31 protein-coding genes are annotated in these 25,884 nt (G+C 72.5%); 14 read left to right on the forward strand and 17 right to left on the reverse strand.

Going from position 1 to position 25,884, the window contains the following annotated elements; all coding sequences use genetic code 11:
• Nucleotides 1-109 precede the first annotated feature (109 nt).
• Together AB7J25_RS22600 and AB7J25_RS22605 are read right to left on the reverse strand one after the other, a co-directional pair.
• Nucleotides 110-1,624 carry a tyrosine-type recombinase/integrase gene (locus tag AB7J25_RS22600; protein ID WP_428511852.1) on the reverse strand — a complete coding sequence of 505 codons (1,515 nt, stop codon included), beginning with the start codon at nt 1,622-1,624 and terminating at the stop codon, nt 110-112.
• Complete coding sequence (locus tag AB7J25_RS22605; RefSeq protein WP_428511854.1) at nt 1,621-2,256, reverse strand: hypothetical protein; 636 nt, start codon at nt 2,254-2,256, stop codon at nt 1,621-1,623. The genes AB7J25_RS22600 and AB7J25_RS22605 overlap by 4 nt, the downstream gene beginning before the upstream one ends.
• 200 nt (nt 2,257-2,456) lie before the next feature.
• On the opposite strand from AB7J25_RS22605, the gene AB7J25_RS22610 reads away from it, so the two are divergent.
• From AB7J25_RS22610 to AB7J25_RS22665, 12 genes are all read left to right on the forward strand, one after another.
• On the forward strand, nt 2,457-2,705 hold the full coding sequence (locus AB7J25_RS22610; RefSeq protein WP_428511855.1) for a DNA-binding protein: 249 nt from the start codon (nt 2,457-2,459) through the stop codon (nt 2,703-2,705).
• Nucleotides 2,702-2,986 carry a hypothetical protein gene (locus AB7J25_RS22615; RefSeq protein WP_428511857.1) on the forward strand — a complete coding sequence of 95 codons (285 nt, stop codon included), beginning with the start codon at nt 2,702-2,704 and terminating at the stop codon, nt 2,984-2,986. The genes AB7J25_RS22610 and AB7J25_RS22615 overlap by 4 nt, the downstream gene beginning before the upstream one ends.
• Complete coding sequence (locus tag AB7J25_RS22620; protein WP_428511859.1) at nt 2,965-3,783, forward strand: bifunctional DNA primase/polymerase; 819 nt, start codon at nt 2,965-2,967, stop codon at nt 3,781-3,783. The genes AB7J25_RS22615 and AB7J25_RS22620 overlap by 22 nt, the downstream gene beginning before the upstream one ends.
• Nucleotides 3,780-4,901: a DUF3631 domain-containing protein gene (locus AB7J25_RS22625; RefSeq protein WP_428511861.1), complete on the forward strand. Its 1,122-nt coding sequence runs from the start codon at nt 3,780-3,782 to the stop codon at nt 4,899-4,901. The genes AB7J25_RS22620 and AB7J25_RS22625 overlap by 4 nt, the downstream gene beginning before the upstream one ends.
• 214 nt (nt 4,902-5,115) lie before the next feature.
• Nucleotides 5,116-5,817 carry a hypothetical protein gene (locus tag AB7J25_RS22630; protein WP_428511863.1) on the forward strand — a complete coding sequence of 234 codons (702 nt, stop codon included), beginning with the start codon at nt 5,116-5,118 and terminating at the stop codon, nt 5,815-5,817.
• Complete coding sequence (locus AB7J25_RS22635; RefSeq protein WP_428511865.1) at nt 5,814-6,047, forward strand: hypothetical protein; 234 nt, start codon at nt 5,814-5,816, stop codon at nt 6,045-6,047. The genes AB7J25_RS22630 and AB7J25_RS22635 overlap by 4 nt, the downstream gene beginning before the upstream one ends.
• A 176-nt stretch (nt 6,048-6,223) precedes the next feature.
• The gene (locus AB7J25_RS22640; RefSeq protein ID WP_428511910.1) at nt 6,224-6,559 is read left to right on the forward strand and encodes a helix-turn-helix domain-containing protein; all 336 of its coding nucleotides are present in this window, start codon (nt 6,224-6,226) and stop codon (nt 6,557-6,559) included.
• On the forward strand, nt 6,474-7,034 hold the full coding sequence (locus tag AB7J25_RS22645) for a hypothetical protein (RefSeq protein ID WP_428511867.1): 561 nt from the start codon (nt 6,474-6,476) through the stop codon (nt 7,032-7,034). The genes AB7J25_RS22640 and AB7J25_RS22645 overlap by 86 nt, the downstream gene beginning before the upstream one ends.
• Nucleotides 7,031-7,420 carry a hypothetical protein gene (locus tag AB7J25_RS22650; protein ID WP_428511869.1) on the forward strand — a complete coding sequence of 130 codons (390 nt, stop codon included), beginning with the start codon at nt 7,031-7,033 and terminating at the stop codon, nt 7,418-7,420. Before AB7J25_RS22645 ends, AB7J25_RS22650 begins: the two co-directional genes overlap by 4 nt.
• 112 nt (nt 7,421-7,532) lie before the next feature.
• Nucleotides 7,533-7,907 carry a hypothetical protein gene (locus AB7J25_RS22655; RefSeq protein WP_428511871.1) on the forward strand — a complete coding sequence of 125 codons (375 nt, stop codon included), beginning with the start codon at nt 7,533-7,535 and terminating at the stop codon, nt 7,905-7,907.
• A complete protein-coding gene (locus AB7J25_RS22660) occupies nt 7,904-8,203 on the forward strand; it encodes a hypothetical protein (RefSeq protein ID WP_428511873.1) in 300 nt (99 codons plus the stop codon). Before AB7J25_RS22655 ends, AB7J25_RS22660 begins: the two co-directional genes overlap by 4 nt.
• Nucleotides 8,204-8,308: 105 nt before the next feature.
• Nucleotides 8,309-12,271 (forward strand): hypothetical protein, encoded by a 3,963-nt coding sequence (locus AB7J25_RS22665; protein WP_428511875.1) that lies wholly within the window; start codon nt 8,309-8,311, stop codon nt 12,269-12,271.
• Here the strand turns inward: AB7J25_RS22665 and AB7J25_RS22670 are convergent.
• The 8 genes from AB7J25_RS22670 to AB7J25_RS22705 all read right to left on the reverse strand — a co-directional run bounded on the left by AB7J25_RS22670 (nt 12,268) and on the right by AB7J25_RS22705 (nt 17,450).
• The gene (locus tag AB7J25_RS22670) at nt 12,268-12,450 is read right to left on the reverse strand and encodes a hypothetical protein (RefSeq protein WP_428511877.1); all 183 of its coding nucleotides are present in this window, start codon (nt 12,448-12,450) and stop codon (nt 12,268-12,270) included. The two genes, AB7J25_RS22665 and AB7J25_RS22670, sit on opposite strands and share 4 nt — an antisense overlap.
• Before the next feature lie 624 nt (nt 12,451-13,074).
• Nucleotides 13,075-15,225, reverse strand: a complete 2,151-nt coding sequence (locus AB7J25_RS22675) for a cell division protein FtsK (RefSeq protein ID WP_428511878.1) — start codon at nt 15,223-15,225, stop codon at nt 13,075-13,077.
• The gene (locus AB7J25_RS22680) at nt 15,222-15,362 is read right to left on the reverse strand and encodes a hypothetical protein (protein ID WP_428511880.1); all 141 of its coding nucleotides are present in this window, start codon (nt 15,360-15,362) and stop codon (nt 15,222-15,224) included. Before AB7J25_RS22680 ends, AB7J25_RS22675 begins: the two co-directional genes overlap by 4 nt.
• Nucleotides 15,359-15,547, reverse strand: coding sequence for a hypothetical protein (locus AB7J25_RS22685; protein WP_428511882.1), 189 nt, complete (start codon nt 15,545-15,547; stop codon nt 15,359-15,361). Before AB7J25_RS22685 ends, AB7J25_RS22680 begins: the two co-directional genes overlap by 4 nt.
• A complete protein-coding gene (locus AB7J25_RS22690; protein WP_428511884.1) occupies nt 15,544-16,245 on the reverse strand; it encodes a DUF2637 domain-containing protein in 702 nt (233 codons plus the stop codon). The genes AB7J25_RS22685 and AB7J25_RS22690 overlap by 4 nt, the downstream gene beginning before the upstream one ends.
• Entirely contained in the window at nt 16,242-16,520 is a 279-nt protein-coding gene (locus AB7J25_RS22695) for a hypothetical protein (protein WP_428511886.1), read from the reverse strand. The genes AB7J25_RS22690 and AB7J25_RS22695 overlap by 4 nt, the downstream gene beginning before the upstream one ends.
• Nucleotides 16,517-16,825: a hypothetical protein gene (locus AB7J25_RS22700; protein ID WP_428511888.1), complete on the reverse strand. Its 309-nt coding sequence runs from the start codon at nt 16,823-16,825 to the stop codon at nt 16,517-16,519. The genes AB7J25_RS22695 and AB7J25_RS22700 overlap by 4 nt, the downstream gene beginning before the upstream one ends.
• A gap of 271 nt (nt 16,826-17,096) precedes the next feature.
• On the reverse strand, nt 17,097-17,450 hold the full coding sequence (locus AB7J25_RS22705; protein WP_428511890.1) for a DUF6907 domain-containing protein: 354 nt from the start codon (nt 17,448-17,450) through the stop codon (nt 17,097-17,099).
• A gap of 430 nt (nt 17,451-17,880) precedes the next feature.
• On the opposite strand from AB7J25_RS22705, the gene AB7J25_RS22710 reads away from it, so the two are divergent.
• The gene (locus tag AB7J25_RS22710) at nt 17,881-19,071 is read left to right on the forward strand and encodes a tyrosine-type recombinase/integrase (RefSeq protein ID WP_428511892.1); all 1,191 of its coding nucleotides are present in this window, start codon (nt 17,881-17,883) and stop codon (nt 19,069-19,071) included.
• Between the two features lie 248 nt (nt 19,072-19,319).
• On the opposite strand, the gene AB7J25_RS22715 is transcribed toward AB7J25_RS22710, so the two are convergent.
• From AB7J25_RS22715 to AB7J25_RS22725, 3 genes are all read right to left on the reverse strand, one after another.
• Nucleotides 19,320-19,700, reverse strand: a complete 381-nt coding sequence (locus AB7J25_RS22715) for a hypothetical protein (protein WP_428511894.1) — start codon at nt 19,698-19,700, stop codon at nt 19,320-19,322.
• Nucleotides 19,701-19,719: 19 nt separating this feature from the next.
• Nucleotides 19,720-21,423 (reverse strand): serine/threonine-protein kinase, encoded by a 1,704-nt coding sequence (locus AB7J25_RS22720; RefSeq protein ID WP_428511896.1) that lies wholly within the window; start codon nt 21,421-21,423, stop codon nt 19,720-19,722.
• A 236-nt stretch (nt 21,424-21,659) separates the two neighbouring features.
• Nucleotides 21,660-22,151 (reverse strand): hypothetical protein, encoded by a 492-nt coding sequence (locus AB7J25_RS22725; RefSeq protein ID WP_428511898.1) that lies wholly within the window; start codon nt 22,149-22,151, stop codon nt 21,660-21,662.
• 357 nt (nt 22,152-22,508) lie between these two features.
• On the opposite strand from AB7J25_RS22725, the gene AB7J25_RS22730 reads away from it, so the two are divergent.
• Entirely contained in the window at nt 22,509-23,090 is a 582-nt protein-coding gene (locus AB7J25_RS22730; RefSeq protein WP_428511900.1) for a hypothetical protein, read from the forward strand.
• 11 nt (nt 23,091-23,101) lie between these two features.
• Here AB7J25_RS22730 and AB7J25_RS22735 read toward each other — a convergent pair whose 3' ends face one another.
• The 4 genes from AB7J25_RS22735 to AB7J25_RS22750 all read right to left on the reverse strand — a co-directional run bounded on the left by AB7J25_RS22735 (nt 23,102) and on the right by AB7J25_RS22750 (nt 25,664).
• Nucleotides 23,102-23,488: a hypothetical protein gene (locus tag AB7J25_RS22735; protein ID WP_428511902.1), complete on the reverse strand. Its 387-nt coding sequence runs from the start codon at nt 23,486-23,488 to the stop codon at nt 23,102-23,104.
• Nucleotides 23,485-24,060, reverse strand: a complete 576-nt coding sequence (locus tag AB7J25_RS22740; protein ID WP_428511904.1) for a hypothetical protein — start codon at nt 24,058-24,060, stop codon at nt 23,485-23,487. Before AB7J25_RS22740 ends, AB7J25_RS22735 begins: the two co-directional genes overlap by 4 nt.
• A gap of 133 nt (nt 24,061-24,193) precedes the next feature.
• Entirely contained in the window at nt 24,194-25,072 is an 879-nt protein-coding gene (locus AB7J25_RS22745; RefSeq protein ID WP_428511906.1) for a hypothetical protein, read from the reverse strand.
• Entirely contained in the window at nt 25,056-25,664 is a 609-nt protein-coding gene (locus tag AB7J25_RS22750; protein WP_428511908.1) for an IS30 family transposase, read from the reverse strand. Before AB7J25_RS22750 ends, AB7J25_RS22745 begins: the two co-directional genes overlap by 17 nt.
• Nucleotides 25,665-25,884 lie beyond the last annotated feature (220 nt).

Consider the following 25,884-nt stretch of genomic DNA (forward strand, 5'->3'; position numbering starts at 1 on the left):
GGCACAATTAAAGCAGCAGTTCTCCGAGAAACGCCCTTGCCGCGCCGCTTGAGAATTACCGAACTGAGTGCGGCTGGCCTCCTGCTCGCCCCGGCCGGACATCATGCTGCTAAATCAGCGGCATTGCGATCGATTGAGGTGGGGCACCGCTCCTGACCAGCACCGGAGCATTCAGCGGATCATGGTGCGGTACCCGTCTCCCGACCAGCGGGTTCGGGGTTCGAGTCCCTGGCGGCGCACCATCTGACCAGCATGTTTCATCCACAGCCCGGCCCGTTGGGTCGGGCTGTGTGCTTTTCGTGTGCACTCCCGTCCCGGCGGCCTGCCGCGGCACCAGCGCGGCGGCCGCCTCCGCAGCCTCGGCCGCGACCGTCGGGTACACGCTCGTGTACGTGTCCGCGGTGAAGGTGCTCGACGAGTGCCCGAGCGTCTCCTGCACGACCTTCATCGGCACCCCGGCCGCGAGCATCAGCGACGCCGCCCCGTGCCTCAGGTCGTGCAGCCGGATCGGCGGCAGGTCGACGCTGGCCGCGATCGCATGGAACCGGTCGGTCACCGTCGCCGGGTGCAGCGGCGAGCCGTTCTCCCGGGTGAAGACCTTGCCGGACTCCTCCCACGCCGGGCCCCACTCGACCCGGTCGGCCATCTGCCGCTTCCGGTGCGCGCGTAGCGCGGCCACGGTGCCCGCGTCGAGCGCGACCGTGCGCTGGCCGGCCTCGGACTTCGGCGCCGTCTCGACAACCTCCCAGCCGAGCTGCACGAGCTGGCGGCGAACGGCCAGCGTGCCCGCCTTCAGGTCGACCTCGGGCCACTCGACGGCGCACGCCTCGCCGCGACGCAGGCCGCGGTGCGCGATCAGATGCCACAGGGCGTACAGCCGATCACCCTCGGCCGCGTCGAGGAACCTCCCGAGCTGGGCCGGGGTCCACACCATCACCGCAGACGACGGCTGCGCTGCCGCTTCCAGCGCTGCGCGGTCCGGGTCGTCCGTCTCGGCAGCGTCGAGGCGCTCGACGGCGGCGCGCCAGCGATCGACGCGCTCGGCGGTCCACACCAGCGGCTTCGGCCGCTTCCCCGCCGGGAGCTTCACCAACGCCGCCGGGTTCGTCAGGATCAGGCCCTCGCGGATCGCGTCGTTCAGCGCGGCCCGCAGCACCTCCCGGACCCGCTGACGGGTGGCATCCGACCCGGGCACCTCGGCCAGCATCTCGGCGACGTGCGCCACGCGCAGCTCGTCGAGCCGCATGTGCTGCAGGTGCGGCAGCACGTGGTTGCGCGCGAGGCCGGCGTACGACCGGCGGGTGCTGAGTGCGATGTCGCGCTTCGCGCTCAGCCACTCCCCGAGGTAGTCGCCGAGCGTCGGCGTGGTGATCGCCAACCCGCGCCGCGCCTTCTCCCGGACCGAGTCGAGGAACCGCTGCGCGTCGTCGAGGGTGGCGAAGCCGGCCCGGCGGACCGGCTCACGCACGCCGCGGCGACGCACCGACGTGTTCACCGCCCAGGTGCCGTGCCGCGGGTTCCACGAGCCGTCCTTCCGTCGCAGCTTCGGGCACTTCTGCCCGAGCTGCTGACCGGTACCGGGATTGCGGCAACCGCAGCGCTTGAACGGGTCTCCGCGGCTCATGGCTGCTCGTCCTCATCGTCGTCAGCCCACAGGTCGACGCCGAGGTCCGCTGCCCGCCTGACGACGTCCTCGTGCAGCGTCGGGCGCCGCCCGCCTCGATGCGCGATGCGCTGCAGCGCCTTCCGAACCTCGATCAGCCCCTGCCGGTGGTACTCGTCGACCGCGTCGCGAGTGGCGACCATCCCGCCGATCCGGAACTCGAAACCCGGCCGTCGACTGAACTTGTCGACCAGTGAGACCGACGTCCGAAGGATCTCACCGCTGATCTCTGCGATAGCTCGACCGAGCCAGATGAGCTCCATCTCGTCGGTCGACTTCGGATGGCTGACGAGCCCCTCGCCGGCCTCACCACTTCCCGTGAGCCAGAGCAGGAGTTCCCAGGAGTCGAGGGCCAGGAGTCCGGCCTGAACAGTGTCGGGCTCGCCCTTGACGTCGTCGACCGGCGACAGGAGGAACGGCGGCGGTACATCCAGCGCCCGGGCAAGTGCGCTCCACTCGTCGAGCGAGATCTCGCGGACCCGCGGGCCGCCCTTCTGAGCAGGTCGGCCGGTTTCGATGGAGCCGATGACGCCGTACGTCAGGGACGGGTAGCCGAGCTCCTTGCACCGGTCCGCCAACTGCTCGCGGTTCATGCCCTTGCTCTTCCGCAGACGGACGACCCGTCGTGCGACCAGGTCACTGAGCAACCGCGTGCACCTTCCTGCTCGACGATTCGTCGATCCACGGGCGACATGTTGCCACGGACTGATCCGTGCGTCTACGGTGTGCGGCGTGTGGCTTCTCGACGTTTCGTGTTGAGCAGCTCGACAGATCGTCGAATCTAGGAGAGTCCATGACTCGCAGGACCGGCGCGATGACCCGCGCGCAACTGCTCGCGCTGCCCGCCTCGATCGACCTCGTCACCGCTGGCATGGCAATCGGGATCGGCCGATCGAAGGCGCACGAGATGGCGCGCGCCGGCACCTGGCCGACCAGGCTGCTGCGCCTCGGGAAGGCCTACAGGGTGCCCACTGCCGACGTCCTCACGCTGCTCGGCATCGAGCCGGACGAGTCCCACAGCGGCGGGAGCCCGGCCGCATGAGCCCCCCGGACGCGGCGAAGGCCCGGGCTGCCGACCCGGGCCCCGCGACACAGAAGACCGCCGCCGCCTCCACGCAGCACGATCGGTCGCAGCGTACCTCCCCCGCAAGCCCGCCGCGGTGGCTCGCCGCCCCCCTCGACTACGGCCGCGACGACCCCGACACCGACCAGTGGTGCGACCGCGACGGCACCGTGTACCGGGGTCGTGGCCTGTTCGAGCGCCGTCCGCTGCGGTGGCTGCGTCGCAAGGTGGCGCACTGGTGGGCGAGGTGGTGGCGGTGAACGACCTGCTCGTCGCCGCGCTCGCCTACGCCGCCGCCGGGCTGCGGGTGCTCCCTATCTGGTGGCCGGCGCCCGCTGGCTGCGCGTGCCCCCGTGGGCGTGACTGCGCCTCGCCCGGCAAGCACCCGTGCACCGTGCACGGGCTGGACGACGCCACGGTGGACGAGGAGGTCATCCGCCGGTGGTGGGCGCGGTGGCCGTCCGCGAACGTGGCCGTCCGGCCCCCGCCCGGCGTGGTCGTGGTCGATGTCGACCCGCGCTCGGGCGGCGCGGAGGCGCTCCTCGCGCTCACCCGCCGCCACGGAGACCTGCCCCCGACGTGGACGGCCCGCACCGGCGGCGGCGGTCTGCACGCCTGGCTGTCCTACGCCGGGCCGGTGCCGGGACGCCTCGGCCCGGGGCTAGACATCAAGGGCGAGCGTGGCTATGTGCTGTGTCCGCCGTCGGTGCACGTCTCCGGCGGCCGCTACGAGTGGATCAGCGAGCACCCGGTGGCGCGGGCGCCGGGGTGGATGCGCCGCCTGCTCGACCCGCCCCCGCCTGCACTGCCCACCGTGACCCGCGCCGGGGACGGGGAGCATGCCGCGGCCGGGCTCGTCCGGGTCGTCGCCGAAGCCGGAGAAGGAGGACGCAACAGGGCGCTGCACTGGTCCGCGTGCCGGGCGTTCGAACGTGGCGGTGACCCCGCGCTGCTCGCCGCCCTGCGCACCGCCGCCCTCAACGTGGGGCTCCCCTCCCGGGAGGTCGAGCAGACCCTCCGCTCGGCCCGCCGCACCGTCGGAGGAGCCAGCGCGTGAAGATCCCCGAGATCGTCCCGGACGACCCGGCCGGGGTCGACGGTGCCGAGCTGCTCGACCGCGCGCACGCCGCGTTTCGTCGCTACTGCGTACTCCCCTCGGTGGAGGCCGGGCATGCCGTCACCCTGTGGGTCGCCGCCACGCATGCACTCCCCGCACTCCCCGCCGCTCCCCGGCTGGTCATCACCTCGGCGGTGAAGCGGTCGGGCAAGACGCGGCTGCTCGACATCGTCGAGTCACTGTCGTACCGCCCGCTGGTCGCCGCGAACGCCACCACGGCGGCGGTGTTCCGCAGCCTGGCCGCCGAGCACCCGCCCACGCTGCTGCTCGACGAGGTCGACACCATCTTCGGCTCACCCCGGGTGGCCGAGCAGAACGAGGATCTGCGCGGTCTGCTCAACGCGGGCTTCCAGCGGGGCAAGCCGAGCCTGCGCTGCGTCGGCCCGCAGCAGAGCGTCACCGCGTTCCCCACGTTCGCGATGGCGGCGCTGGCCGGGATCGGAGGGGTGCCCGACACCATCGCCGACCGCGCGGTGAACGTGCGGCTCAACCGGCGCAAGACCGGCGAGACCGTCGCCCCGTTCCGGGAGCGCCGCGACCGACCTCCGCTGGAGGGCATCGCCGCCGACCTCACCGCGTGGCTCGGCGCCGCCGAAGTGCGCGCCGCGCTCGAGGCGGCCGTGCCGGAGGAGACCGGACTGGAGGACCGGGCCGCGGACTGTTGGGAGCCATTGATCATGGTGGCCGACGCCGCGGGCGGCCACTGGCCCCAGCACGGCCGCAACGCGGCGAAGAAGCTCACCGACGACCAGGCCGAGGACGACACCGAGACCGAAGCCGTCCGCCTCCTGCACGACGTCGAGTACGTGATGGAGCACGCCGAGGACGCGCTGCGCGCGGACTTCATCCCCAGCGCCCTCCTGCTGGAGCGCCTGCACCGCATCGAGGAGTCGGGGTGGCGCGAGGACGGGCTCACCACCCGCGGGCTCGCGGACAAGTTGGCCACGTTCGGGATCCGCTCGAAGCGCGACCGCGCCGGCAAGGTCCGCGGCTACTACCGGGCCCTGTTCGCCGACCCGTTCGCCCGCTACCCGACCCCCGGGCGGGAGGACCCGTGACCCACATCTGCGGCGGCATACCCGTCAGAACCGTCAGAGGCGTCAGAAATCGCTCTGACCAGCACAAACCGTCTGACGCCGCCAAACCGTCTGACGCTTCGAAGCGTCAGACGCAAACCATGCGTCAGAGCGTTTCCGCAGGTCACACCCCATGTTGACGTGTTCTGACGGTTCTGACGCACCTCCCACCGAAACCCCACCGGACGAGAGCCCGATGACCACCTCGCAGCCCCCCGACGAGCAGCGCACCGCCGAGTCCCTCGACGACAACGACCACTGCTCCCCACTGCACGTGCCGATGACGTCCGGCGATCCAGCCGGGATCGAGAACCTGTACAGGGGAGCCCGCATGAGCCGCGCCGACCTCACCACCCAACTGACCCTCGTCCTGGACGACCTGCTGCGTGACCCGCCCAGCCCCGAGCGGCGAGCCGCCCGCAGGCGCCGCACGCCGTCGCACCTGCGCGACCAGGCCGACGCCGCGGCCGCGCGGGTGCGATCCGTGGCCGAGCGTGCGACCGCGCGCAGTGGTGGCACGTCGACAGCGGACATGCCCGAGTGGCTGCGCCTCGGTGTCGCCGCCACCCTCGCGTCGTGGCTGACCGGCACCGGATCGACATGCCGCCACGACCCGCACCCATCCAGGCCGCAGCCGGTCATCGCGGCCGCCTGGCGCCCGGGCCTGCTCACCTGCGCCCGCGGCACCCGCCTGCTGCACACGGCGACCGCGGTCGCCGACCGGACATGCGACCGGTGCGGTCGGGTGACCGCGGGCCCCGAGCGCGGTGACGGCATGTACCCGGGCGCGCTCGTCGTCGGTCGGCTGGCCTACCTGTACGGCACGTGCGGTGACTGCCGCGCCGACAACCCCGACAGCGGCCGACCGGCCGACTCGACCGAGGAGAGACCACGATGAGCGAGAAGACCGACCGCGCCCGCATGCGCGACGCCTACGCGGCGACCACGCCCCCGACGCGCACCCCGACGCCGTTCATCCGCGACGAGAAGATCGAGGCGGTGCTCGCCCGGCGTGCGGCCGACCCGGCGTGGTTCGACGGCCTCGACCCCACCGTGCGCGTCGCTATCGGCCACTACGAGACCGCGAAGGCGGCCGCCGAGCACCCCCCGCCGCCGGACGCCGCCTGACCCGACCTGCCGTGCACCGCACCCCCCGACCGAGAGAGGTGCTCCCCGTGCCCGAGATCGTCATCGTCAGCGCCGACCCAGCCGACGCCGTCGTCGTCAGCCGGGCGCTCGTGGCGCTTGACGCGCACGAGCGCCGCAACGGCCGGGTGCTCCCCGAGCGTTACCGGCAACGCATCATGCACGTCTCGGTGGCCCCGAGTGGCCCCGAGCGGCCATCGGTCGCGGACGTGCGACCGACCCCCGATCCTCAGCCCCTGCTGTTGACGTACGCCGAGGCCGGCACCCGGCTCGGGGTCTCACCCCGCACCGCCCGGCGACTGGCCGCCAGCGGCGACCTGAGGGTCCGCCGGATCGGGCGGCGGCGGTTCATCGCCGCCGACGACCTCGCCGAGTACGTCGCCAGTCTGTCGACCAGGAAGGACGCTGATGCCAGCGAAGACCCAGCCGCCCGACCTCGCCACCGCGACCGAGCGGGCCACCGCCGCGACCGAGGCCGCACGGACGCTGCGTGACCGCATCGCCGACGGCGACGGATCGGTGACCGCCGCCGCGCTCGCCAAGGCCGAAGCCGACGAGCGCCACGCCGCGCTCACCCGCGACGCCGCCCAGCGCCGCCACGACCAGGACCAGGCCGCCGCCGACGCCGCGAAGCTCCACGCCGACCGCGCCTCAGTCCAGGACGAGTGGACTCGGTCGCGCACCCCCGACGCCGTCGCCGACCTGCACCGGCTCCGCGAGGACGCCGTGCAGGCCGCGGCCCGCTACCTCGACGCCGCCGAAGCCCGGCTGCGCTACCTCGAAAACCTCGCGGTCCGCGCGGCCACCCTCGGCTTCCACGTCGACCTCCCCCGCAACCCGGGCCACACGCCCACCGCCGAGCTCGTCGCCGGTCTGCGCGAGGCCGTCCGAGCAGTGCACCCGTGGGCCGACACCCTCGTGCCCGGCGTGCAGGCGCAGCCCCTCGACCCCACCCGGAGCGTCACGTGAGCACCCCCGAGTACCCCGCGCCCGGGCTCGTCGGTCCCGGCGACACCGCCGATCCCGCCACCCGCGTCGCGTCGGCCCGCCCCGACCCCGCCGACAATGATCTGCGCACCGGGCGCACCGTCGCCGCCACCGCTGTCCCCGAGCGGCCCACCCCCGACGCACCGGCGCCCGCACCCGAAGGGCCGCTGCGTCTCGCTGGCGAACCGCGCATCGAGCAGTACGAGGCCGAGGCTCCCGACGGGACGATCCTGATCGTCACGCGCAACATCGACGACGGCACGAGCACCGTCGAGTGGACCGACCGCAAGGTGCCCGTCTACATCAAGACCAGCAACGGGGAGTACGGCGCTCCCCCGCCCGACCAGCCGCCCGGCGGTGCGTCGTGACCCCCTCCTGGGGGACATCCCCTGTGGGTGATCACACGCGGGACCGCCGGGGATGTCCCTCGCAGTCCGGGAGGGTTCAAACGATCCGCCCTGCGCCGTCTCGGGGGGCGCTGTGAGCGCCGCTGACGTCCCCCGCGCACCGTCGGGTGCTCGGGCGCCGGGCCGCCGGTTGTGGCTGTCGGTGGTCAAGTGGTTCGACCTGGACGAGCACGAGCGCGCGCTGCTCGTCGAGGCGGTGCGCACGGTCGATGCGCTCGCCGAGTTGGACGCGACGGTGCGCCGTGAGGGGGTGCTGCACGAGTCCCCGCAGGGTCAGCGGGCGCATCCGGCGCTGGTCGAGGCACGGGCGCAGCGGATCCTGCTGGCCCGGCTGCTCGCGGCGCTGCGCCTGCCCGTGGGTGAGGACGGCGACTGGCAGGAGTCGGCGCGCCCGCGGCGGCGGGCCGGCGCGCGTGGGGTGTACGGCATCCGGGGTGCGGTCTCGTGAGGCGCCGACCGGTGCCGGCGGCCGACGGCCCGGACGGCGAGGTTCCCGAGTGGGTGCTGCGGTCCGGGTCGCACTCGCTGGCCCGTGCGCGGGCGAGGGCCACAGGTCAGAGCGACCAGTTCGCTCGGGTCAAGGCCGAGGCCCAGGCGTGGTGCGCAGAGCGTGGGCTGTCGTACTGCATGACGGTCATGGGCTGGGCCCGGCCGTCCTCGTCGGAGGCCGCCGTCGGGCTGACGCGCGGCGCTGGGCCGACCTACGCGGCCCGCTGCGCGGAGCGAGCACGTAGGACGACCTGATCTGCACAGACGCTCCCGCCCGACGGGGCGGGGGTAGGGCCGGCCCGGGGACCTCCCGAGCCTCGGGCCGGCCCGCATCTCGGGAGAGAACGCCGGGGTGCCGTCATGGCCGACAGGACCGTCAAGGTCGAGCTGAAGGCGAAGGTCACGCAGTACGAGTCGTCGATCGACCGCGCCGCCGACAAGACCGACAACCTGACCGCCAAGGCCGAGCGGTTCAGCAAGGGCAAGTACGACGCGAAGCTGTCGATCGAGACGAAGGCGGCTGAGCGCGCGGTCACCGTGTTCGAGCGGCGGCTGCAGAGCCTGGCCGACAAGCGGGTCGCGATCGACGCCGACATCGCGGCGGCCCGGGCGAAGCTGCAGCAGGTCGAGGTGCAGCTCGACGACCTGCGCAAGCAGGCGCCGTCGCCGAAGGTGGATGCGGACATCGCCGCCGCCGAGGCGAAGATCGAGCAGATCCGGGCCCGGATCGGGTCGCTGCAGACCGCCCGGGTGCAGGTGGATGCCGACACGGCAGAGACCGAGGCGCAGCTCGCCACGGTGCAGGCGCAGATGGGCCGCATCGACGGGTCGAAGGCGAAGGTGCGCGTCGAGGTCGACCGGTCCCTCGGCGACTCGATCGTGCAGGTGGAGCGGCTGCTGGGCGCCCTGCGCACCCTGTCGATCCCGGTCGCGCTGGTGACCGCCGCCCCGCAGATCGCCTCGATCGGCGCCGCGGCCATGTCGGCGACGGGCGCGCTCGGGCTGATGCCGGCGGCCGGGGTCGCCGCCGCGGCCGCCATCGGCGCCGTGACGGTGGGCGCGTCGGGGTTCGGCGACGCGATGAAGGCGCTCGCGAAGGGCGACGTCGCCAAGTTCACCGAGGAGCTGGCGAAGCTGTCCCCGGAGGCTCGGGCCGCTGCGCTGGCGGTGCGCGACCTGGGACCGGCGTGGCGGGAGACGCAGCAGGCCACACAGCAGGCGCTGTTCGAGGGGTCGGCCGAGGACATCCGCCGGGTCGGCGAGGTGTACCTGCCGATCCTGCGCACCGGCCTGGCCGGCATGGCCGGCGAGCTGAACGACGCCGGGCGCGGGTTCGCGGCGATGGCGACCGAGGCGCGCACCACGGGCGACGTGGTGAAGATGCTCGACAACGCCACCAAGGCGGCCGACCGGCTCGAGCCGGTTGTCGTCAACGTCGCGAAGGTGCTGCGCGACGTCGGCGCGGTGGGCAGCGAGGAACTCCCGGAGCTGGCGACCGGGTTCTCGAACGCGACGGCCCGGCTGCAGACCTTCGTCGCGCAGGCGCGCCAGACCGGACAACTGAAGGCGTGGATCCGGGAGGGCATCGACACCGTCGAGCAGCTCGGCCGGATCACCGTCAACGTCGGGTCGATCCTCGGCTCGGTGTTCTCGGCGGCCGAGGCCAGCGGCGCGGACTTCCTGAGCACGCTGGAGCGGATCACTCAGGCGGTCGACGAGTTCCTCGCGTCCGCGCAGGGCCAGGAGGCGCTGACCGCGCTGTTCACCGAGATCCGGTCGGCGGTGGATGCCGCCGCGCCGGGGGTGCGGGTGCTGGCCGAGGCGGTCGCCGAGGTGGTCACGACGCTGGCGAATGCCGGGGTGCTGACGCAGTTCGCGGAGATGCTCTCGGCGGTGGCGGCGGGGGCGGCACCGGCGATCGAGAACCTGGGCGAGCTGGCGGCGGTGGTGCTGCCGCCGCTGCTGTCGCTGCTGACGGCGCTGGGCCCGGCGATTGGCCCGGTCGCGGTCGGGCTGGCGGCGGTGTCGGTGGCGTCGAAGGGTGCGGCGACGGTGCGCGAGTTCGCGACCGGCCTGGCGTTGGTGGGCCCGGCCGCGGACAAGGCGCGCACCTCGTCGACCACGGCGGGCACGGCGATCGTCGGGCTCGGCGACAAGGCCAAGGATGCCGACGGCAAGACCCGCGGGCTGGGGCGCACCCTGGGGCTGCTGGCGATCCCGGCGGCGCTCGCGGGTGCCGGTGCGCTACTGCAGGAGATCGGCCAAGAGGCAGAGAACGCGACCACCCCGCTCGGGCAGGTGCGCAACGAGGTGGCCGAGCTCGGCATCGTCCTCTCGACCGCGTTCAGCTTCGACTTCGTCGGCATCTTCGACGAGGTCGTCGACGAGTGGTCGATGATGATCCGCAAGTTCCAGTCGGGCGCGTCGGACGCCGGCCGCATCTGGGGCGAGTTCACCCGGGAGATGTCGGGTTTCAAGATGGACCCGATCGAGGTCAGGGCCACCGCGAACACCGCCGAGCTCCGGTCGGAGATGGACAACGCCATCGCCAGGGTCAACAGCTCGACGGCCACGGTCAACATCAACGGCAACGATGCCCCGGTCGGGTTCGCCCTGCGCACGGTCCTGCAGGACATCGCCGCCGGCAAGGCGTCGGTGATGATCGACGGCCAACCGATGCCGATCCTGCACGCCCTCGACTACGTCATGGGCGTGATCAACAACAAGACGGGCACCGTCGAGTTCCGCGGCAACACCGTGCCGGTCGGCGAGGCACTGAAGACACTGATCGTCGAGGCCGAGGGTCTGCGACCGACCGTGCCGATCGGCGCCACGACTGTGCCGTTCGAGGCCGATGTGCGCGACGGTGTCGGCGGGGCGCTCGCGCAGATCGGCAAGCCGATGGTGACGGTCGACGCCGACACCGCGAACATGCTCGCCACCTCGGCGGGCGCGAAGGCCACGGTCGAGGGCCTGACCGCGAACATCCCGGTCGACGGGAACACGGCCCCGATCGACGGGAAGATCGCCGGGCTGGTCGGCAACGTGGGCACGACCCCGCTCATGATGCCGATCGACGGCAACATCAACCCCGTCACGGGGAAGATCACGCAGTCGGTGGCGCTGGCGAACGGGCTCACGGGCACGGTGCAGATCGACGGGAACGCCGCCCCAGTGAACGGCAAGATCGAGGGCGCGGTCACCTACGCGGGCACGAAGATCGGCACGATCCAGATCGACGGCAACCAGGTGCCCGTGAACGGCAAGGTCGCCGCGACCGTGACCTACATCGACGGCACGACGGCCACGATGCAGCTCGACGCGAACCCGGCCCTGGCGCAGGGCAAGGTGCAGCAGACGATCACCATGGCCGACGGGTCGACGGGCACGATGACGCTGGACGCGAACCCGAACCCGGCGAACGGGAAGATCACCGGAACGGTCACGCTCGCGAACGGCTCGACAGGCACGATCACGATCGACGGGAATCAGACCCCGGCGAACGGGAAGATCCAGGCGACGATCACCTACGCGAACGGGTCGAAGGGGACCGTCCTCGTCGACGCGAACACCGCCGCCGCCACAAGCAAGATCAACGTACTGAAGCAGCCGACGTCGTCGACGCACACCGTCTACATCAAGACCGTGGGCGGCACCGCCGGTGCCAGCGGCACCGCGAGCGGCTCGGTGCGCGGCGCCGGTGGCGGGATCGTCGGCTACGCCGCAGGCGGCATCGTCCGCGACCCGGTGCGCCGGTTCGACCGCGGCGGCGTGATCTCGGGCTACGAGCCCGGGACCGACCGGGTGCGGGCCGTCCTGTCGAAGGGTGAGGCCGTGCTCGTGCCCGAGCTGGTGCGCGAGATCGGGCCGCAGAACATCCTCGCCGCGAACCGCCGGGCGTCCGGGCGTCAGCCCACCTTCTGGTCGACCGGCGCGCAGCACTTCGCGGCGGGCGGGATGGCCGGGCGCGGCTGGGACCGCCGCGACTGGCGCGACCGCTACGACGACCTGCCCCGGTACATGTCGTCGATCCTGCGGGCCGCCCGCGGCCGCCCGCTGCCTTCCCTGGGCGTGCTGCCCGGGACGCCCACGCTGCGCCCGGTGGGTGCAGCAGCGATGCCGCCGCGACCCGTCGCCATGCCGACCGGCAGTCCCGACGTCGTGCGCGCCGTCGCCACTCTCGGTTCCCGTCTCGCCGGCCTCGACGCCCGGTTCGGCGAGCTCGCCGAGGCAGTGCGCGAGGCGCGCGGCATCACGGTGGCCGCCACACCCGAGAACGCCGTCGAGACCGCGCAGCGGGTGAAGCTCGCGCTGCGCCGTTAAGGCACGGGCCGGATGTCGATCGTCGCGGTCTGTGCGTCCTCGTGGCCGTCCAGTTCGAGGTAGTCGCGCACCATCGCCTCGGCCTTGCCGAGGGTGCGCGCCTGCGTGACGCCGACGCCCTCGATCGCGAGTTCCCACAGGTTGCGCCAGCGGCGCGCGGTCACGGTGTAGGTGCTCACTGCAGCCATCCCTCCGGTAGGCAGGCCATGCGGCGGATCGTGTCGGTGAACATACGGAGCCGACGGCCCGCCCGACCGCACAGCCCCCGGCTCGCTTCCCTCGACATCACCCGCGGCCAAACCTCCGCGCCCGGCTTCGGCGTGGGCGGTCGGGTCGCAGCAGCAGTGCGAGTGCAGCCCGCTGCTCATCGGACAGCGGTGGCGCGGCAGCGGCGAGCCTCTCTGCGTGCTCGACTGCTTCGATCCCGAGTAGACGGATCGCGCGCTCGCGACGTGCGGAGGTGGTCATCGGCTCACTCTGCCTCTCGAATCAGTTCGTACAGGGCTCGACCCAGCCGGACCCGGCGCCCGCTGCCGCCGCAGCGTCCGCAGGGCCGCCAGTAGCGCCCGGTCGGGGACCGCCGCTTGCCGGTCCCGGAGCAGCGCCGGCACGGCCCGAACGGCCACACGGCGCAGACGATGACGTAGCCGGCGAGGGCGGCTAGCGCGAGCAGGGCCAGGGTGTCCACGGTGCCTCTCCGGGCGGTTGGGCGGCGGCCAGCCGGTGGGGCGCTAGCTGCTAGATCGCAGGTCAGCGCCCTACCAGGCCGCTAGCACGGGTGCTAGACCTAGCGGCCGCCGCTGCTAGGTGGTGATCTCGGGTGGGCGTCCCCCGCGTTCGATCGCGGCGAGCACCTCGGCGGTGGTGACGCCGCGGCGGTTGCGGCCGACACCGTCCTCGTCGGTGCCCCACACCTGCCCGGTGGTGATGCCGAGCGGGCGCAGCAGCGCCGCCAGCGCTTCCGGGGTGAGCGCCCCGTACAGCTGCGGGCGCAGCTCGGCGAGCGCCTTCACCACGTCCTCAGACCAGACCCGCTCGACGGTGATCGTGGCGAACACGATCCGCAGGTCGTCCAGCAGCGACCCACCCGCCGCCACAGGCTCAGGCTGCTCCCCGAGCGCGTACCCCGAGAGCGTGCCCGCGGCCTCGCGGGCTGCGCGGGCGCGTTCGGCGATCCGGTCGGCCTGCTCCCGGTCGAGGTAGTAGGTGCGGCAGACGATCGGGTCGTCCGCAACGCCGACCAGGTAGCCGATCCCGCGGTCCCGGGGGGTCAGGGTGGTGGCCCGGACGCCGGCCTTGTACATCGACGTGCCGAGCACCATGTCGTTGGCGAGCTGGTCCATCACGCGCAGGCAGAACCGCACCCCGACGTTCGTGGACACCCCGGTCGGCAGGGACTTGGCGTCCGGGCGCTGGGTGGCGAGCACGAGGATCACCCCGAGCGCGCGGCCGCGCTTGATGATCGCCTCGCACAGCCGGCCCGCCTCCTCGCCGTGCTCGCCGTGGGAGAACACCTCCTGCGCCTCGTCGACGATCACCACCAGCGGGTGCAGCCCCAGGCTCGCCCGCCGGGCCAGCTCCGGGGTCACCTTGCTGTCGGGGACGAGCTCGCGCGGCAGCCGAGCGAGCACCCCGGCCCGCCGCCCCAGCTCGGCGTACACCTCGCGCAGGCTGTCGAGGGTCTGCTCGATCGCCGCGTCCGAGACACCGGAGACGTAGCGGTGCGCGACCTTCTCCAGCGCGGACAGGTCCCCGCTGCCCTTGTGCTCGCTCACGCGCAGCTCAGCGTGCGGGTCCAGCGCCGCGGCAAGCGCGACCACCCGCACCGCGGCAGTCTTCCCACCGCCCGGCAGCGACCCGACCAGGGCGTTGGTCTCCCCGACCGAGAGCTTCACCGGGCGCTGGCGCTGGTCGACCCCGAACGGGAACGTCCCACCCAGCAGATCCACCGCCCCGGCCTTCAGCAGCGGCCACACCGCAGGCTTGACCTTGTTCAGCGGCTGGTCGCCCACCCACAGCACCAGCCGCCCGGCGTGCTGCTCCGCGCTCGGTTCGGGCCACACCGCCGACAGCGGCCGGCGCAGCGCCGACGCGAGCCGGTCCCGGCGCTCGACCACGTCCGCCACCGTGACCCCGTGCGGGAGGTCGACGTCGGCCCGCCACCCCGGCCCGTCCCGGGTGATCGGGGCCGGGTAGCTGATGGTGGTGCCCCTGGCGGTCATCGCGGCGATCCCCAGCGACTGCAGCGCCCGCGTCACCGTCTCCGCGGTGAGCCGAGGTGGCGCGGCGGCGTTCACCACCGCCACGTCGGTGAGCCGCCTGTCCGCCGGGGTGCCCAGCTTCGCCAACCCGGCCAGCACCGCGACCACGACGGCCACCTGCAGCGCCCGCGTCCACAGCGGGGCGCCCACCTCGACCGGGACGAGCCGCCCAGTCACCTCGTCCACGACCGGGGCCTCGCTGCCGGCACCCGCCCACCCCAGCAGCAGCCCGAGCAGCGCCACCCCGAACGTCGCCGCGGCGACCCCGATGGCGCGCTGACGCACCCGAGCGTTCCGCTGCCGGGACAGCCTCAGGTAGTCCTCCACGGACTTGCGCTCGACCGCCACCCGCCGCAGCGGCGCGGCCTCCCGGTCCAGCACCCACGCACCGAGGGCCACCACCCCAACCACCAGTCCGACCGGGGCACGGCGGGCGACCCGCAGCACGTACAGCGGCAACCGCAGGCCGTGGTAGCCGGCCAGGTGCAGCCCGTACCTGCCGAGCCACGCCGCGAGCGCCCGGGCCTCGTCCCGGTTGCGCGCCCACGCCGGGACGATCGGGCGCCGGTCGGCGTCCCGCGCGGCCAGCACGGTCGCGTACAGGGTCTTCGGCTTCTCCGGTGGGTCGACGGGCACCGGGCGGTTCTCGTCGTCGTCCTCGGGCGGCGGCAGCGGGATCAACGTGGTGGTCACCGGTCACCTCCGTCCCGCTCGCGCAGCGCCGCCACCGCGACGTCGGCGTCCTCGTCGCTGGCGCCCATCTCGACCAGCTCAGCGCGGTACTCGTCCGGGTCGAGCCCGGCCACGTTGAACACCCACCCGCCGCTCATCGGGCACCGTCCAGCCGCCGCCGGCACGCCCGGCAGGTCACCTGCCCCGTGACGCCCCACTCGACGGTCAAGAAGGTCAGGCGGCGCCCGCACGCGGTGCGGCCCTCGTTCACGAGGTGCACCCGGTCCCGGGCGGCGCCGCTGTGGGCGACCACGGCCCGGTCCCGGTCTTCCCGCCCGCTCATCGCGCACCCCCGTCCCCGTTGCGCGACGCCGCCAGCAGCGCCCGCGCCTCGTACTCCGACACACCCAGCTCGCGGGCCAACCTGCGCCGCCCGGCCCCGGCGGCGATCAACTCCGCGGCCCGGTCCTCCCCGCCCGCACCGGGCTGGTCATCCCGCTCGTCCCACTCGTCGTCCACCGGGACGGCCCCCGCAGGCGGGGCATCGGCCCAGAACCGGGAGAGACCCTGCTCGTCGCGGGTGTCTCCACCCTCCCCGTCCTCCCCGAGGGCCTCCACGGCCCGCTCAGCGCCCCCTGTGTGCGTCTGTGCCGTCGAATCTCGGAGCACCAGGATCAGCAGCTCGAACGCCAGGGCGAACGCCAGCGGCGGCCAGGCGGCCACCACGCGCCCGAGCAGGGTCGGCTCGGCGGCGGCGATGTTCGCCGCCACCGACGCCGACACCCCCAACACGAGACCCACCCACGGCAGCACCCCGGCCGGGCGACCGGCCCGGCGGCGCACGTACAGCACCAGCGACGCCGCGACGAGCAGCCCATCCACCGACAGCGGCAGGGCGTCCGCGAGCCGGCCCTCACCGGCCCGCAGCCCCAGCGCCCGCATGTGCGCGTACGACACCACCGCCGCAACCCCGGCGACCACCAGCACCGCCGCCACGGTCACCACCCGCACCCACGCGGGCACCATCGTGCGGGCGCTCATCGACGCTCACCGCCCCCGTCGAGGGCCTCGGCCATGTCGTCGAAGGTGATGCCGAGGTGCCCGCAGTGCTGCGCGACCAGCCGGACCGCGGTCGCCACGGCCACGTTCGGCGGGGTGCCCGAGCCGGCGCAGGTCGGGCACATCGTGAGGCAGGCGACGCCGAGCGAACCCATCGCCGCGGTCACCACTGCCAGGCCCTCAGCCTCGATGCCGCAGGACTCGCAGCGCACCCCGAGCGGGCAGCCGCTCGTGTCGTCGAGGTCGAGCGCCCTCACGACGACCACCCCGCCGGCCGGGCGGTGGTCCAGCGCCGCCACCACGGCAACGCCGCGTACTCGCAGCGCGCGCAGATCCGGGCGACCTCACGCGGGTCGGTCACCACGCCGCGCACCGTGCCCGCCGCAGGCCGTAGCGCGGTCGGGTACCGGCCGGTGCCGGGATCGGCGTCGAGGATCGACCGGAACTGCGTGCACTCGTCAGGCTGCACGACGCGCAGGCCGCGGCGGTGGTCCGGCTCGGCTGGCCGTGCGGTCATCATCGAGCCGGCGATGATCCGGTTCAGCAGCTCGGCCGGCGTCACCGGACACCCCGCCGGGCCGGTCGGAGATGCATCGGAGTCGGGAGCCAGCACCAGCACCCGATGCAGCGGCACAGCCGGTGATCCAGCGGGTGCAGCACGACCTCCCGGACCGCGCAGAACCCGTCGTGCGCTCCGTGCTCGATCAGTGGGGCGTACCAGCCCCGGTTGTCACGGATCAGCACCGGGCGCTGGCCCGGGCGCGGGCTGCGCGGCAAGTGCCCGGACGGCGACGGCCACGCCCGCCGCACGGAGACGGGGCGAGTCGGCGCGCTCACCACGTCACCTGCACACCGTCAGCGACATCGGCCGCCTCGAGCAGCAGCCGCGCGAGCAGCCGCGCCTCGTGCGGGTCGAAGTCGGTGCCCACCTCGCGGACCGTGCGCAGCAGGACGGTCGGCCGGGCCTCGACCCACGGGCCGCAACCGTCCGGACGGGAGTCGAGCCGCTCGATCGTGATGTCCACGCGGGACGGGTCGTGCTCCCGTGAGTCGAGAGTCTCGAATCCGCGCGCGGCAGAGCGATGCCACCGGTCCAGGTCGTCGGTCTCGTCGTAGTGGTGCGATCCCGGGTCGCACCACGCTGGGTGCAGGACGTCCGGCGCGGGGATGTTCGGTTGGATGGTCACGGGTCGCCTCCTGGGGCGATCAAGTCCCCGGGGCCGGCGTTAGCGGCGCCGCCCGGGGGCGTCTGACGGGTGAGCTGAGGCACCTCGTCAGCGCGGCGGCCCGCGGATCGTGTGTGCGCCGTGTGTGCACGCACGGACAGGACAGGCCCGGCCGGGCCCGATACGGACCGGCAGTGCGTTAGGCCACCGAGCAGCAAGAATGTCCGGCGGCGACATCACTCGTCCCCGTCCGACACACTGTCTCGTAATCTCTTAACCAGCGGGTTCGGGGTTCGAGTCCCTGGCGGCGCACCATCTTGCCTGGTCAGAGGGTTTTGTCATCGCTGAATTCTATCTTCGGAAGATCAAACCTGTCGGAAACCCGACGGGATGACTTCCGGAGGCCCCCTTCATGGCCCGTCCGCCCCTCGCTCTCGGGCACCACGGATCGGTGAAATGCACCCGCGAGGACGACCGTTGGGTCGCTCGCTGCCGCGTCCGCGATCTCGACGGTCGCACCCGCCGGGTCGAGCGGTGGGGCAGCACCCGGGCCGCCGCCCAGAAGGCTCTGCAGGACGAGCTGCGCAACCGGCGCGGCGAGCGAGTCGAGCTGCTGAGGGCAGACTCACGCGTCCGCGACGCCGCGGACGTCTGGCTCGGCAAGATCCACGAGCGTCGCGAGGACTCGACCCTGGACATCTACCGCCACTGGCTGAACAAGGTCGTCCTCCCGCAGCTGGGCGAGTTACGCCTCGGTGAGTGCGATGTCGCCCAGGTCGACGCCTTCTTCTCCCGCCTGGAGCGGATGCGGCGGACGGTCGAGCATCCGGACGGCACGACGAGCGAGAAGCCGCACTACGCGGCGAGCAGCCGGCGCACCGTCCGCGCGATCGTCTCCGGCGTCCTGCAGCAAGCCGTGCTGCACCAGGCGATTCCCTCGAACCCGACACGAGAGCTGGAGCGCATCGAGTCGCCGAAGGGGCATCGTGCCGCGCCCCCACGCGGCCTGACCGCCGAGGAACGCCGCCGCCTGCTCGACCACGTCGACACTCACCCGGTCGCGATCAAGGCCGACCTCCCCGACCTCATCCGCCTCGCCATCGGCTCCGGCCTCCGCATCGGCGAGCTCTGCGCGCTGCGCTGGATGGACGTCAACCTCTCCGGCATCCCCGTCGTCACCCCCGACGACATGCGCCTCGTCCCGGTCCTGGCCGTCCGCCAGAACGTCTACCCCGTCAAGGGAAAGGGCCTGTCCGTCCACGACGGCAAGACCTCCACCGCCCTGCGAATCGTTCCCCTCCCCCAGTTCGTCACCCTGCGCCTACGCGCCCGCCTCACCGGCGACGAGGAGCCCGAACACCCCGTCTTCCCCTCCGCCGGCCGCAACGGCGAGCTCACCTACCGCTGGCCCTCGACAGTCCGCCGCAGCGTCCGGACGATCCGTACCGAGGTCGGCCTGGACTGGATGACGCCCCACACCTGGCGACGCACCTACGCCACGATCCTCGACGACGAGATGACCCTCACCGACCGCGCCAAGGCCGACCTCATGGGCCAGGCGAAGTTCCTCAAGGACGCCTACGTCAGCCGCGGCGAACTCCACCCCGATGCCGCGGTTTTCCTCGATGCCGCCCTACGTTAGACATCTGATAACGCGAGAAGGTCGCGTCCGCCGCGAAGCACGATCCACACCGCAAACGCAGCTCGCGCAGGCAAGGCGGGGCATCGTTCCCACGGCCTGCTGGATGGGCCAGCCGGGCGATGAGAGGTCCCGCATGGCATCCCGTCACCGGGCAGTTCACCGGACGGGTCTTGCGGGACACCCGTCACGCCGTATGTCCCTTGACCGAGAGCATTCCCGTAGGGGGTTCCCCCTGCAGGACGAAACGATCAGTGCGTTGGTTGATCTTCGCCGCAATCGCCGGGATCATCGAGGCGACGCTGAATCGCCTGGAGTAGCGGATGGTCGCGGCCGAACAGGTTCACGGCGAACTGCAGAGCATGATCCACGGTGGCCGCTGCGTTCTTGTCATCTGCGGCGAGATCGGCGAGACGATCGCAGGAGTTGAAGAACATCCGCTGAAGGTCGATCTTGTCCGGGGCCAGCGCGACCAGCCGTTCGCGGATGGCCAGCGCGGCCTGGTACCAAGCGGTGGCCCGCGCTGTCCCCGGCCGCCAGGTGCCCGAGCCGTTCGTGCTGACCGACAGGTCGCGCTGGGTCGGCGGCGGCCAGCCGCTCGTTTCGTCTATGGAGACACACTCAGGCGCCACGACAGTTGCAGCGTGAGGGTCAGGATCCAATGCGATCGGCGAGGTCCCACACCCGCACCGTGACGTCCTTGCTGCCGGAGATGATCACCGGGCGCCCGTCCAGCTGGGCCACCGCCACCGAGAGGACGATCCCAGAATTGGTGACGGGTTGTCCGATCGGGGCGCCGGTGGCCAGTTCCCACACCCGCATCGTGTTGTCCTGGCTGCCGGAGATGATCACCGGGCGCCCGTCGAGCTGGGCTACGGCCACCGAGTACACGTCCCCGGTGTGGCCGGTCAACGGTTGTCCGATCGGGGCGTGAGTGGCCAGGTCCCACACCCGTACCGTCTCGTCACTGCTGCCAGAGACGATCACCGGGCGCCCGTCGAGCTGGGCCACTGCCACCGAGTTCACGAAGTCGGTATGGCCGGTGAGGGGTTGTCCGATCGGGGCGTAAGTGGCCAGGTCCCACACTCGCACCGTCCGGTCGACGCTGCCGGACACGATCACCGGGCGCCCGTCCAGCTGGGCCACCGCAACCGAGTTCACAGGCTCGGAGTGGCCGGCAAGGGTGTGCTCGACCGTCGATGTCGAGTCCGGTGAGGCGGACGGCGGCGACCCCTGCGTCGCGATCAACGCGATACCTGCTGCGACGGCGGCAAGCACCAGCCCGAGGACCGCGGCGATCCACCGCCGCCGTCGCCGCCAGCGGGCGGCGGCGGCGGGGACCATTGGCGGCGGGTTGGGTTTCGGGCTCTCGGCAACAACCCGGGCGGCGCCTCGCCCGGTCCCGCCCGTGATCCTTCCGCCTCGGGGGTGTGGTGGGTCGAGTGGTTGCGGCCGCGTAGCGGATGACGGAGACCGCGCGGTGACCGCGGAAGCCGCCACCGTCGTAGGCGCAGCGCGGCCCACATGATCCCCGACGCTGGGCACCGCCGGTGCGGGGTCCGGCCCGCGCGTGGGCGGTGGGGTGGGTGTGGTCGTGGGCGGGATTAGCGCTGCGCGGGCGGCCGCGGCTAGCGCTCCCGCGCTGGGGTAACGGTCGGCGGAGTCCTTGGCCAACGATTGCGCGACGACCGGGTCCAAACCCGCAGGCAGCTCCGAGCGCACAGCGGTGGGTCGGGGCGCAGCCCGAGTCTGGTGAACTTGAGCGTAGGCGAACAGGTGGGGTGCCTGGAACGCCAGCTGCCCGGTCAGTGTCTCGTACAGCACGCAGCCCAGCGCGTAGACGTCGCCGCGGTGATCCCCGTCGCCGTCGAACCGTTCCGGGGCCATGTAGGCCGGGGTGCCGACGACCGTCCCGGTCAATGAGATCTTGGTGCTGTCCAGAGCCCGGGCGATCCCGAAGTCGACCAGATACGCGAACTCCACCGGCCCCGGGCGCACGAGCACGTTAGACGGCTTCACATCGCGGTGCACCAGGCCGCTGGCGTGCGCGGCGTCCAACGCCGACGCCACCTGCTCAACGATCCCGACCGCCCGCCCCGGGGCGAGCGGGCCGTCGCGGCGAATCAACCCAGCGAGGTCGTCGCCGTCCACGACCCGCATGTCGAGGAACAGCCGACCGTCGATCTCACCGAAGCGGTGTATCGGGATGACGTGCGGCTCGTTGAGGGTCGCGGCAGTTTGGGCCTCGCGCCGGAACCGGGCCCGGTAGTTCGCGTCGCCGGACAACCACTCCGGTAGCAGCTTCAAAGCCACCGCGCGCTGCTGCTCCAGGTCGAAACGCCCGCCAGACCTCACCCATCCCGCCGCGTCCCAGCAGGGCGTCGAGCCGGTAGGGGCCGAACCTCTCCGCCACGAGTGCCCCCACCGGTGATCCGCCGAAGGGCCATCCTAGGAACACTCCTTCAATCAGAACAGGGCCCAGACCGAGCTGGCCAGGTCGTTCGCTCCCCGGCCACCCCGCGTCGCGTGCGCCGACGCCCCAAGCGCCCGGCATTGCCCGGTCAGGATCTCCTTGCGAGACACGCATCTGGTCACGCCGGCGGTACTCGGTCGCGGCCCTCCTCAGCGGGCGCGAAGATCGTGCTGAAGATCTGCTTGAGCTTGGTGGTGGCTTCGGACGAGAACAGCCCGACGAGGGCAGCGACAGCACTGAACCCGTACGGGTTGACGTCTGCCGAGGAGGCTTGAGCGGACAGCAGCCCACCGCGGACGACGATGTACACGATCAGCGCGAGAGCCGCGCCGACAACAGGAACACAGGCGTAGAGCATGAGCCAGCTGCGGCGAAGGTCCCGGTTGCCGACGTACCAGTAGAGCGAACGCAGCGCATGAGTTACGCCACCGAGAGCGCCACTGAAGATGATCACCAGGAACGTGGCGTGTTCCCGGTCCAGCTGCCCTCGCCGCCCGAGAAAGTCGATCGTAGCCGGGCCGGTTCCGGCCGGCCACAGGATGATAATCGCGGCGATGAGCAGGCTCGCCGCCGCGATCAGTGACACGGCGGTGAGGAGGATCCCGGTCACCCCCACGTGGGCGCCCCCGGGACCCGTCGGACCCACGGCTGGCTGCGCCGCGTTCATGTCGGCTTCTGTGCCCACTGGCCCTCCGGCTCAACGCGCAACCGCGCGGTCGGATCCGGCCGCCCGCACGAACCCATACCGGCCCCCCTTAACGTGATCCTTTCGAAGCTGAACCGCCAAGGCGATCTCGCGAGGAATGTCATGTCTGTTACCACTGGCCACGCTGCATACGTCCGATGGCGGATCCCGTGCGGGAACACCTGAGGCGTTATCGGCCCAGCCACGATCAGGCGGATAGCCGGCAATATGTAATGGCCGTCCCCGGCAGGGCCTGTCGGTGGATGGGCGCACAATGCTGACATGACCGAGGTCGGAGCCGTCGCTGACGTCGTAGATACCGTTGCGCGGGCGAGCATCGAGGGCGCGGACCGGACGCTGCGAGAGGTCGGGCTGTGCCCGCCGCCGACCGTCCACATCCTGTCGCGGCACCTCGCGTCGCCGTACATCGGCAGCGTCTCGACGCGGCCGTACTTCTGCGGCACGGACGCCTGCGACGCCGTGACGACGCTGGGGCTGCTGCCGTCGCTGCTGTGCGCGACGCACCTCGTGGTCGTCTGGGAGAACGCCGATCTCTCCAGGGCGGTCGATCCGCCCGCCGATGTCAGCTGGGCCACCGCGCTCGTCGTGGTCGAGGCCGACATGACCGGCCATGTGCTGGGCTGGCATTCGTTCGAGCCGCACCTCGGCGTCGCCCGGCCCGATGGGCTGCAGCCGATCAACCCTGGGGGGCGCGAGCCTGCGCAGATCCCCGACGCACCGCTCCCGGCGCCGATCTTCGATCTGCTCAGGCTGTGGCGGCAGTGGCGCGTGGGCGACGTCCCGGCGACGATCGCCGATCTCGAGGCCGCCGGCTACCGGATGTCCTGGCCGCAACCCCTGTAGCCGGCGACCGATCAGCGTTCGAGCACCGGACCGGCATCCTCGAACGTCGTCGTCTCCTCGCGCGAGGCCCAGCGGGCGAGCTCCTCCGCGCGGGCCACGTCTTCGCTGTCTCGAACAACGCGTTCGCCGTCGGCCAGGTGCCGCTGCTCGATCTCGACGAGCGCGACCTGCGCGCGGGCGACCGACTCGGCCGTCTCGTCCAGCGTCGGGACGCGACGGCGCTCGACCGGGTCGGTGTGCTCGGTGGCGTGCGCCGTACTGCGGTCCCGGACGTCGACGCGCTCCTCCCGGGTGACGCGATCCGCGCCGTCGAACTCGAACTCGTCGCGGATCTCGCGGTCGTCGTCCTCCGCAACCCGGTCAGCGCGGTCGGCCGCCAGCCACACCTCGGCCGTCACGCGGTCGCTCGTGTCGAACGGGTCGACCCCGCGGGCCCGCAGCTCGGCTGCAGACCGCTCGGCCCGGTCCGGGTGACCGCCGTGTGCAGGTACCAGGCAGCCCGGGCCCGCTCGGCCTCGTCCAGCGCCGGGACCTGTTCGTCCAGAGCGTCAGCCTCGCGAAGGGCCGCATCCGCGGCGGCACGGAGCTGCTCCCGGTCGGCCACCGCGAGGTCCGGGCCATCCGCGCGTGCCGCCCAGATGACCGCGTCCGCACGCGCCTTCGCCGCGGCAGCGTGGGTCGCGGCCAGCTCGTCGGCGACGTGCAGCGGCGCCCATGCCTGTTCTCGTTCCCAGCCACGGACGCGCATCCGGAGCTGGCCATCCGACAAGCCGGCTTCCTCGTGCCCGGCGTCGATGAGCCGCAGCGCCTCGTGGGCCGCCCGGAACAGCGCCGCCTTCTCGACCATCCCCCGCGCCGGCGCGGACCCGAGCGGATCGACCTCGTCGGTGTGACCGGCCAGCTCCCGCCACGCCGCGGCCCAGCCCGCTCGGTGCTCCCACTCCTGCCGCGCGACGACGTCCTCCGGCACCGGGCCGAGCGCGTCGATCGCCCATCGCGGCGCGGCCGCGGCCGTTCAGCGCCCAGCTCATGACGACGCACGTCCGCCGCCTCGGCTCGACGAGCCAGCCAGGCACGGTGATCCTCAGGAGCATCACGCGGGATCAGGTCCGCCGCGGACGCCACCAGAGGGGTGAGGCGGCCGGCAAGAGCGTGCGTGATCCGGTGATGCACCACCTGCGCCACCGACCGTGCACCGGACAGATCCCGTGCCCCGACCGCAGCGGCGAGGACATCGTCGGGATCGTGCCCGGCGAGCTCCGCGGTCCGGAGCAACCGCTCCACCGACCACATCGTGTCGTCAGCGGCGACTCGGCGCGCTCGGGTGGTGTGAGCCGGCCGGTGGCGGCGAGCCGGTCCAGGGCCGCGGCCGTGCGCCCGCTCGTCACCTGCTCGGCGACGGAGATCAGCTGGTCCAGTTGCGTCGCGGTCGACCGGGCCTCGACCTCCGCCCGCTCGCGTTCCGCGAGTGCCGTCAGCTCGTCCCGCGCGCCCTCCGCGACATCTGCCAGGACCGCGCGGGCCGAACGGGGCCGGACGTCCAAGGTCTGCCCGGTCTCGGCGACCGTGGTGAGCGGGGTGGTGACCACCCATGCGGTGTTGGAGTCTCGCCCGCGGGTCATCGACACGAGCACGCCGGGGAGATCGCTCCCGCCGCCGAGGACGGCGTGCCCTGTGTCGACGGTTCGGCCCTCCGCAGCGTGCACGGTGGAGGCGTAGCCGAGCGTCAGGTCCTTGACCACGTAGCGGGCGGGCAGCGCCATTGACTCGCCCAGGTCCTCACCTGCCTCGCCGCGGCCGAGCACCGGCGCAACGGTGAGACCGCCGTCCTCGTGGGTGGCGAGCACCCGGTAGGTCGCCCGGTTGATCGGCACGCCGGCGTTGCCCTGCCAGCCGCGCAGCTCCAAGCTGTTCCGCCGCGCCTGCACGAGGTCACCGACACCGGCGACGACACCGGCCCAGCCCTCACGCCCGAGCGGCACGCAGCAGGTCACCCTCCCAGTGCCCGGGAATGGCGCGGTCCTCGACCTCCGCGGGGCGCTGCCGAATCGAGACCGCGTCACGGATCTGCGAGCGCCACTGCCCGGTGACGGTGTTGTGCACCTTGCACCGTGTCGGGCGCAGGCGCAGGTGCTTCTGCAGCTGCTTGGCCAGCACCCCGCGGGACTGCACGAACAGCGATTTGTAGATCGTTTCGGGCGACACCCACATCCCCGCCTCGGCCGGGTACCGCTTACGCAGCAGGCCGGCGATCTGCTCGGGCGACCAGTCCAGGCCCAGCCTGGCAGCGACGAACGCGCGCAGCATCTCGTTGCGCGCCAGCAGGCACGGCTGCGGGCGGCGAGCTCGCCGCCAGGCGCGGTCGTCGGCGTCGACGGCCCGGCATTTGCGCCGGCCTTTGTTGCGGGCGACTTCTCGGCTGATCGTCGACTGCGCTCGCTCGAGCGCACGGGCGATCATGCGCAGCGGCTCTCCACAGGCCAGCCCGCGGGAGATCTCCTCCCGCTCCCGCAAGAGAAAGGCCGAGCGGCGGCGCCGCGTTCTGGGGACGTAGCCACCGGTCTGCTTGACCACCGTGAAGATCGAGCCGGGCGGGTATCCGACCGCACGGGGCCGGTCTCGCTAAACGACCTGCCCGACGCCCACAGCCGCCACAGCAGCGCCCGCCGCTCACTGGTGCACCCTCTTCCGGTCCGAGCTTGGTTGATCAGCCAGGATTCGGGCGCACCTGAGGTCCCCACCGGGCCATCGCCCTGCTCGCTCGACCCTCGAGGTCCGGGATGAGTTCTGCGAG

This window comes from Pseudonocardia sp., from assembly GCF_050246655.1.
Classification (GTDB): domain Bacteria; phylum Actinomycetota; class Actinomycetes; order Mycobacteriales; family Pseudonocardiaceae; genus Pseudonocardia.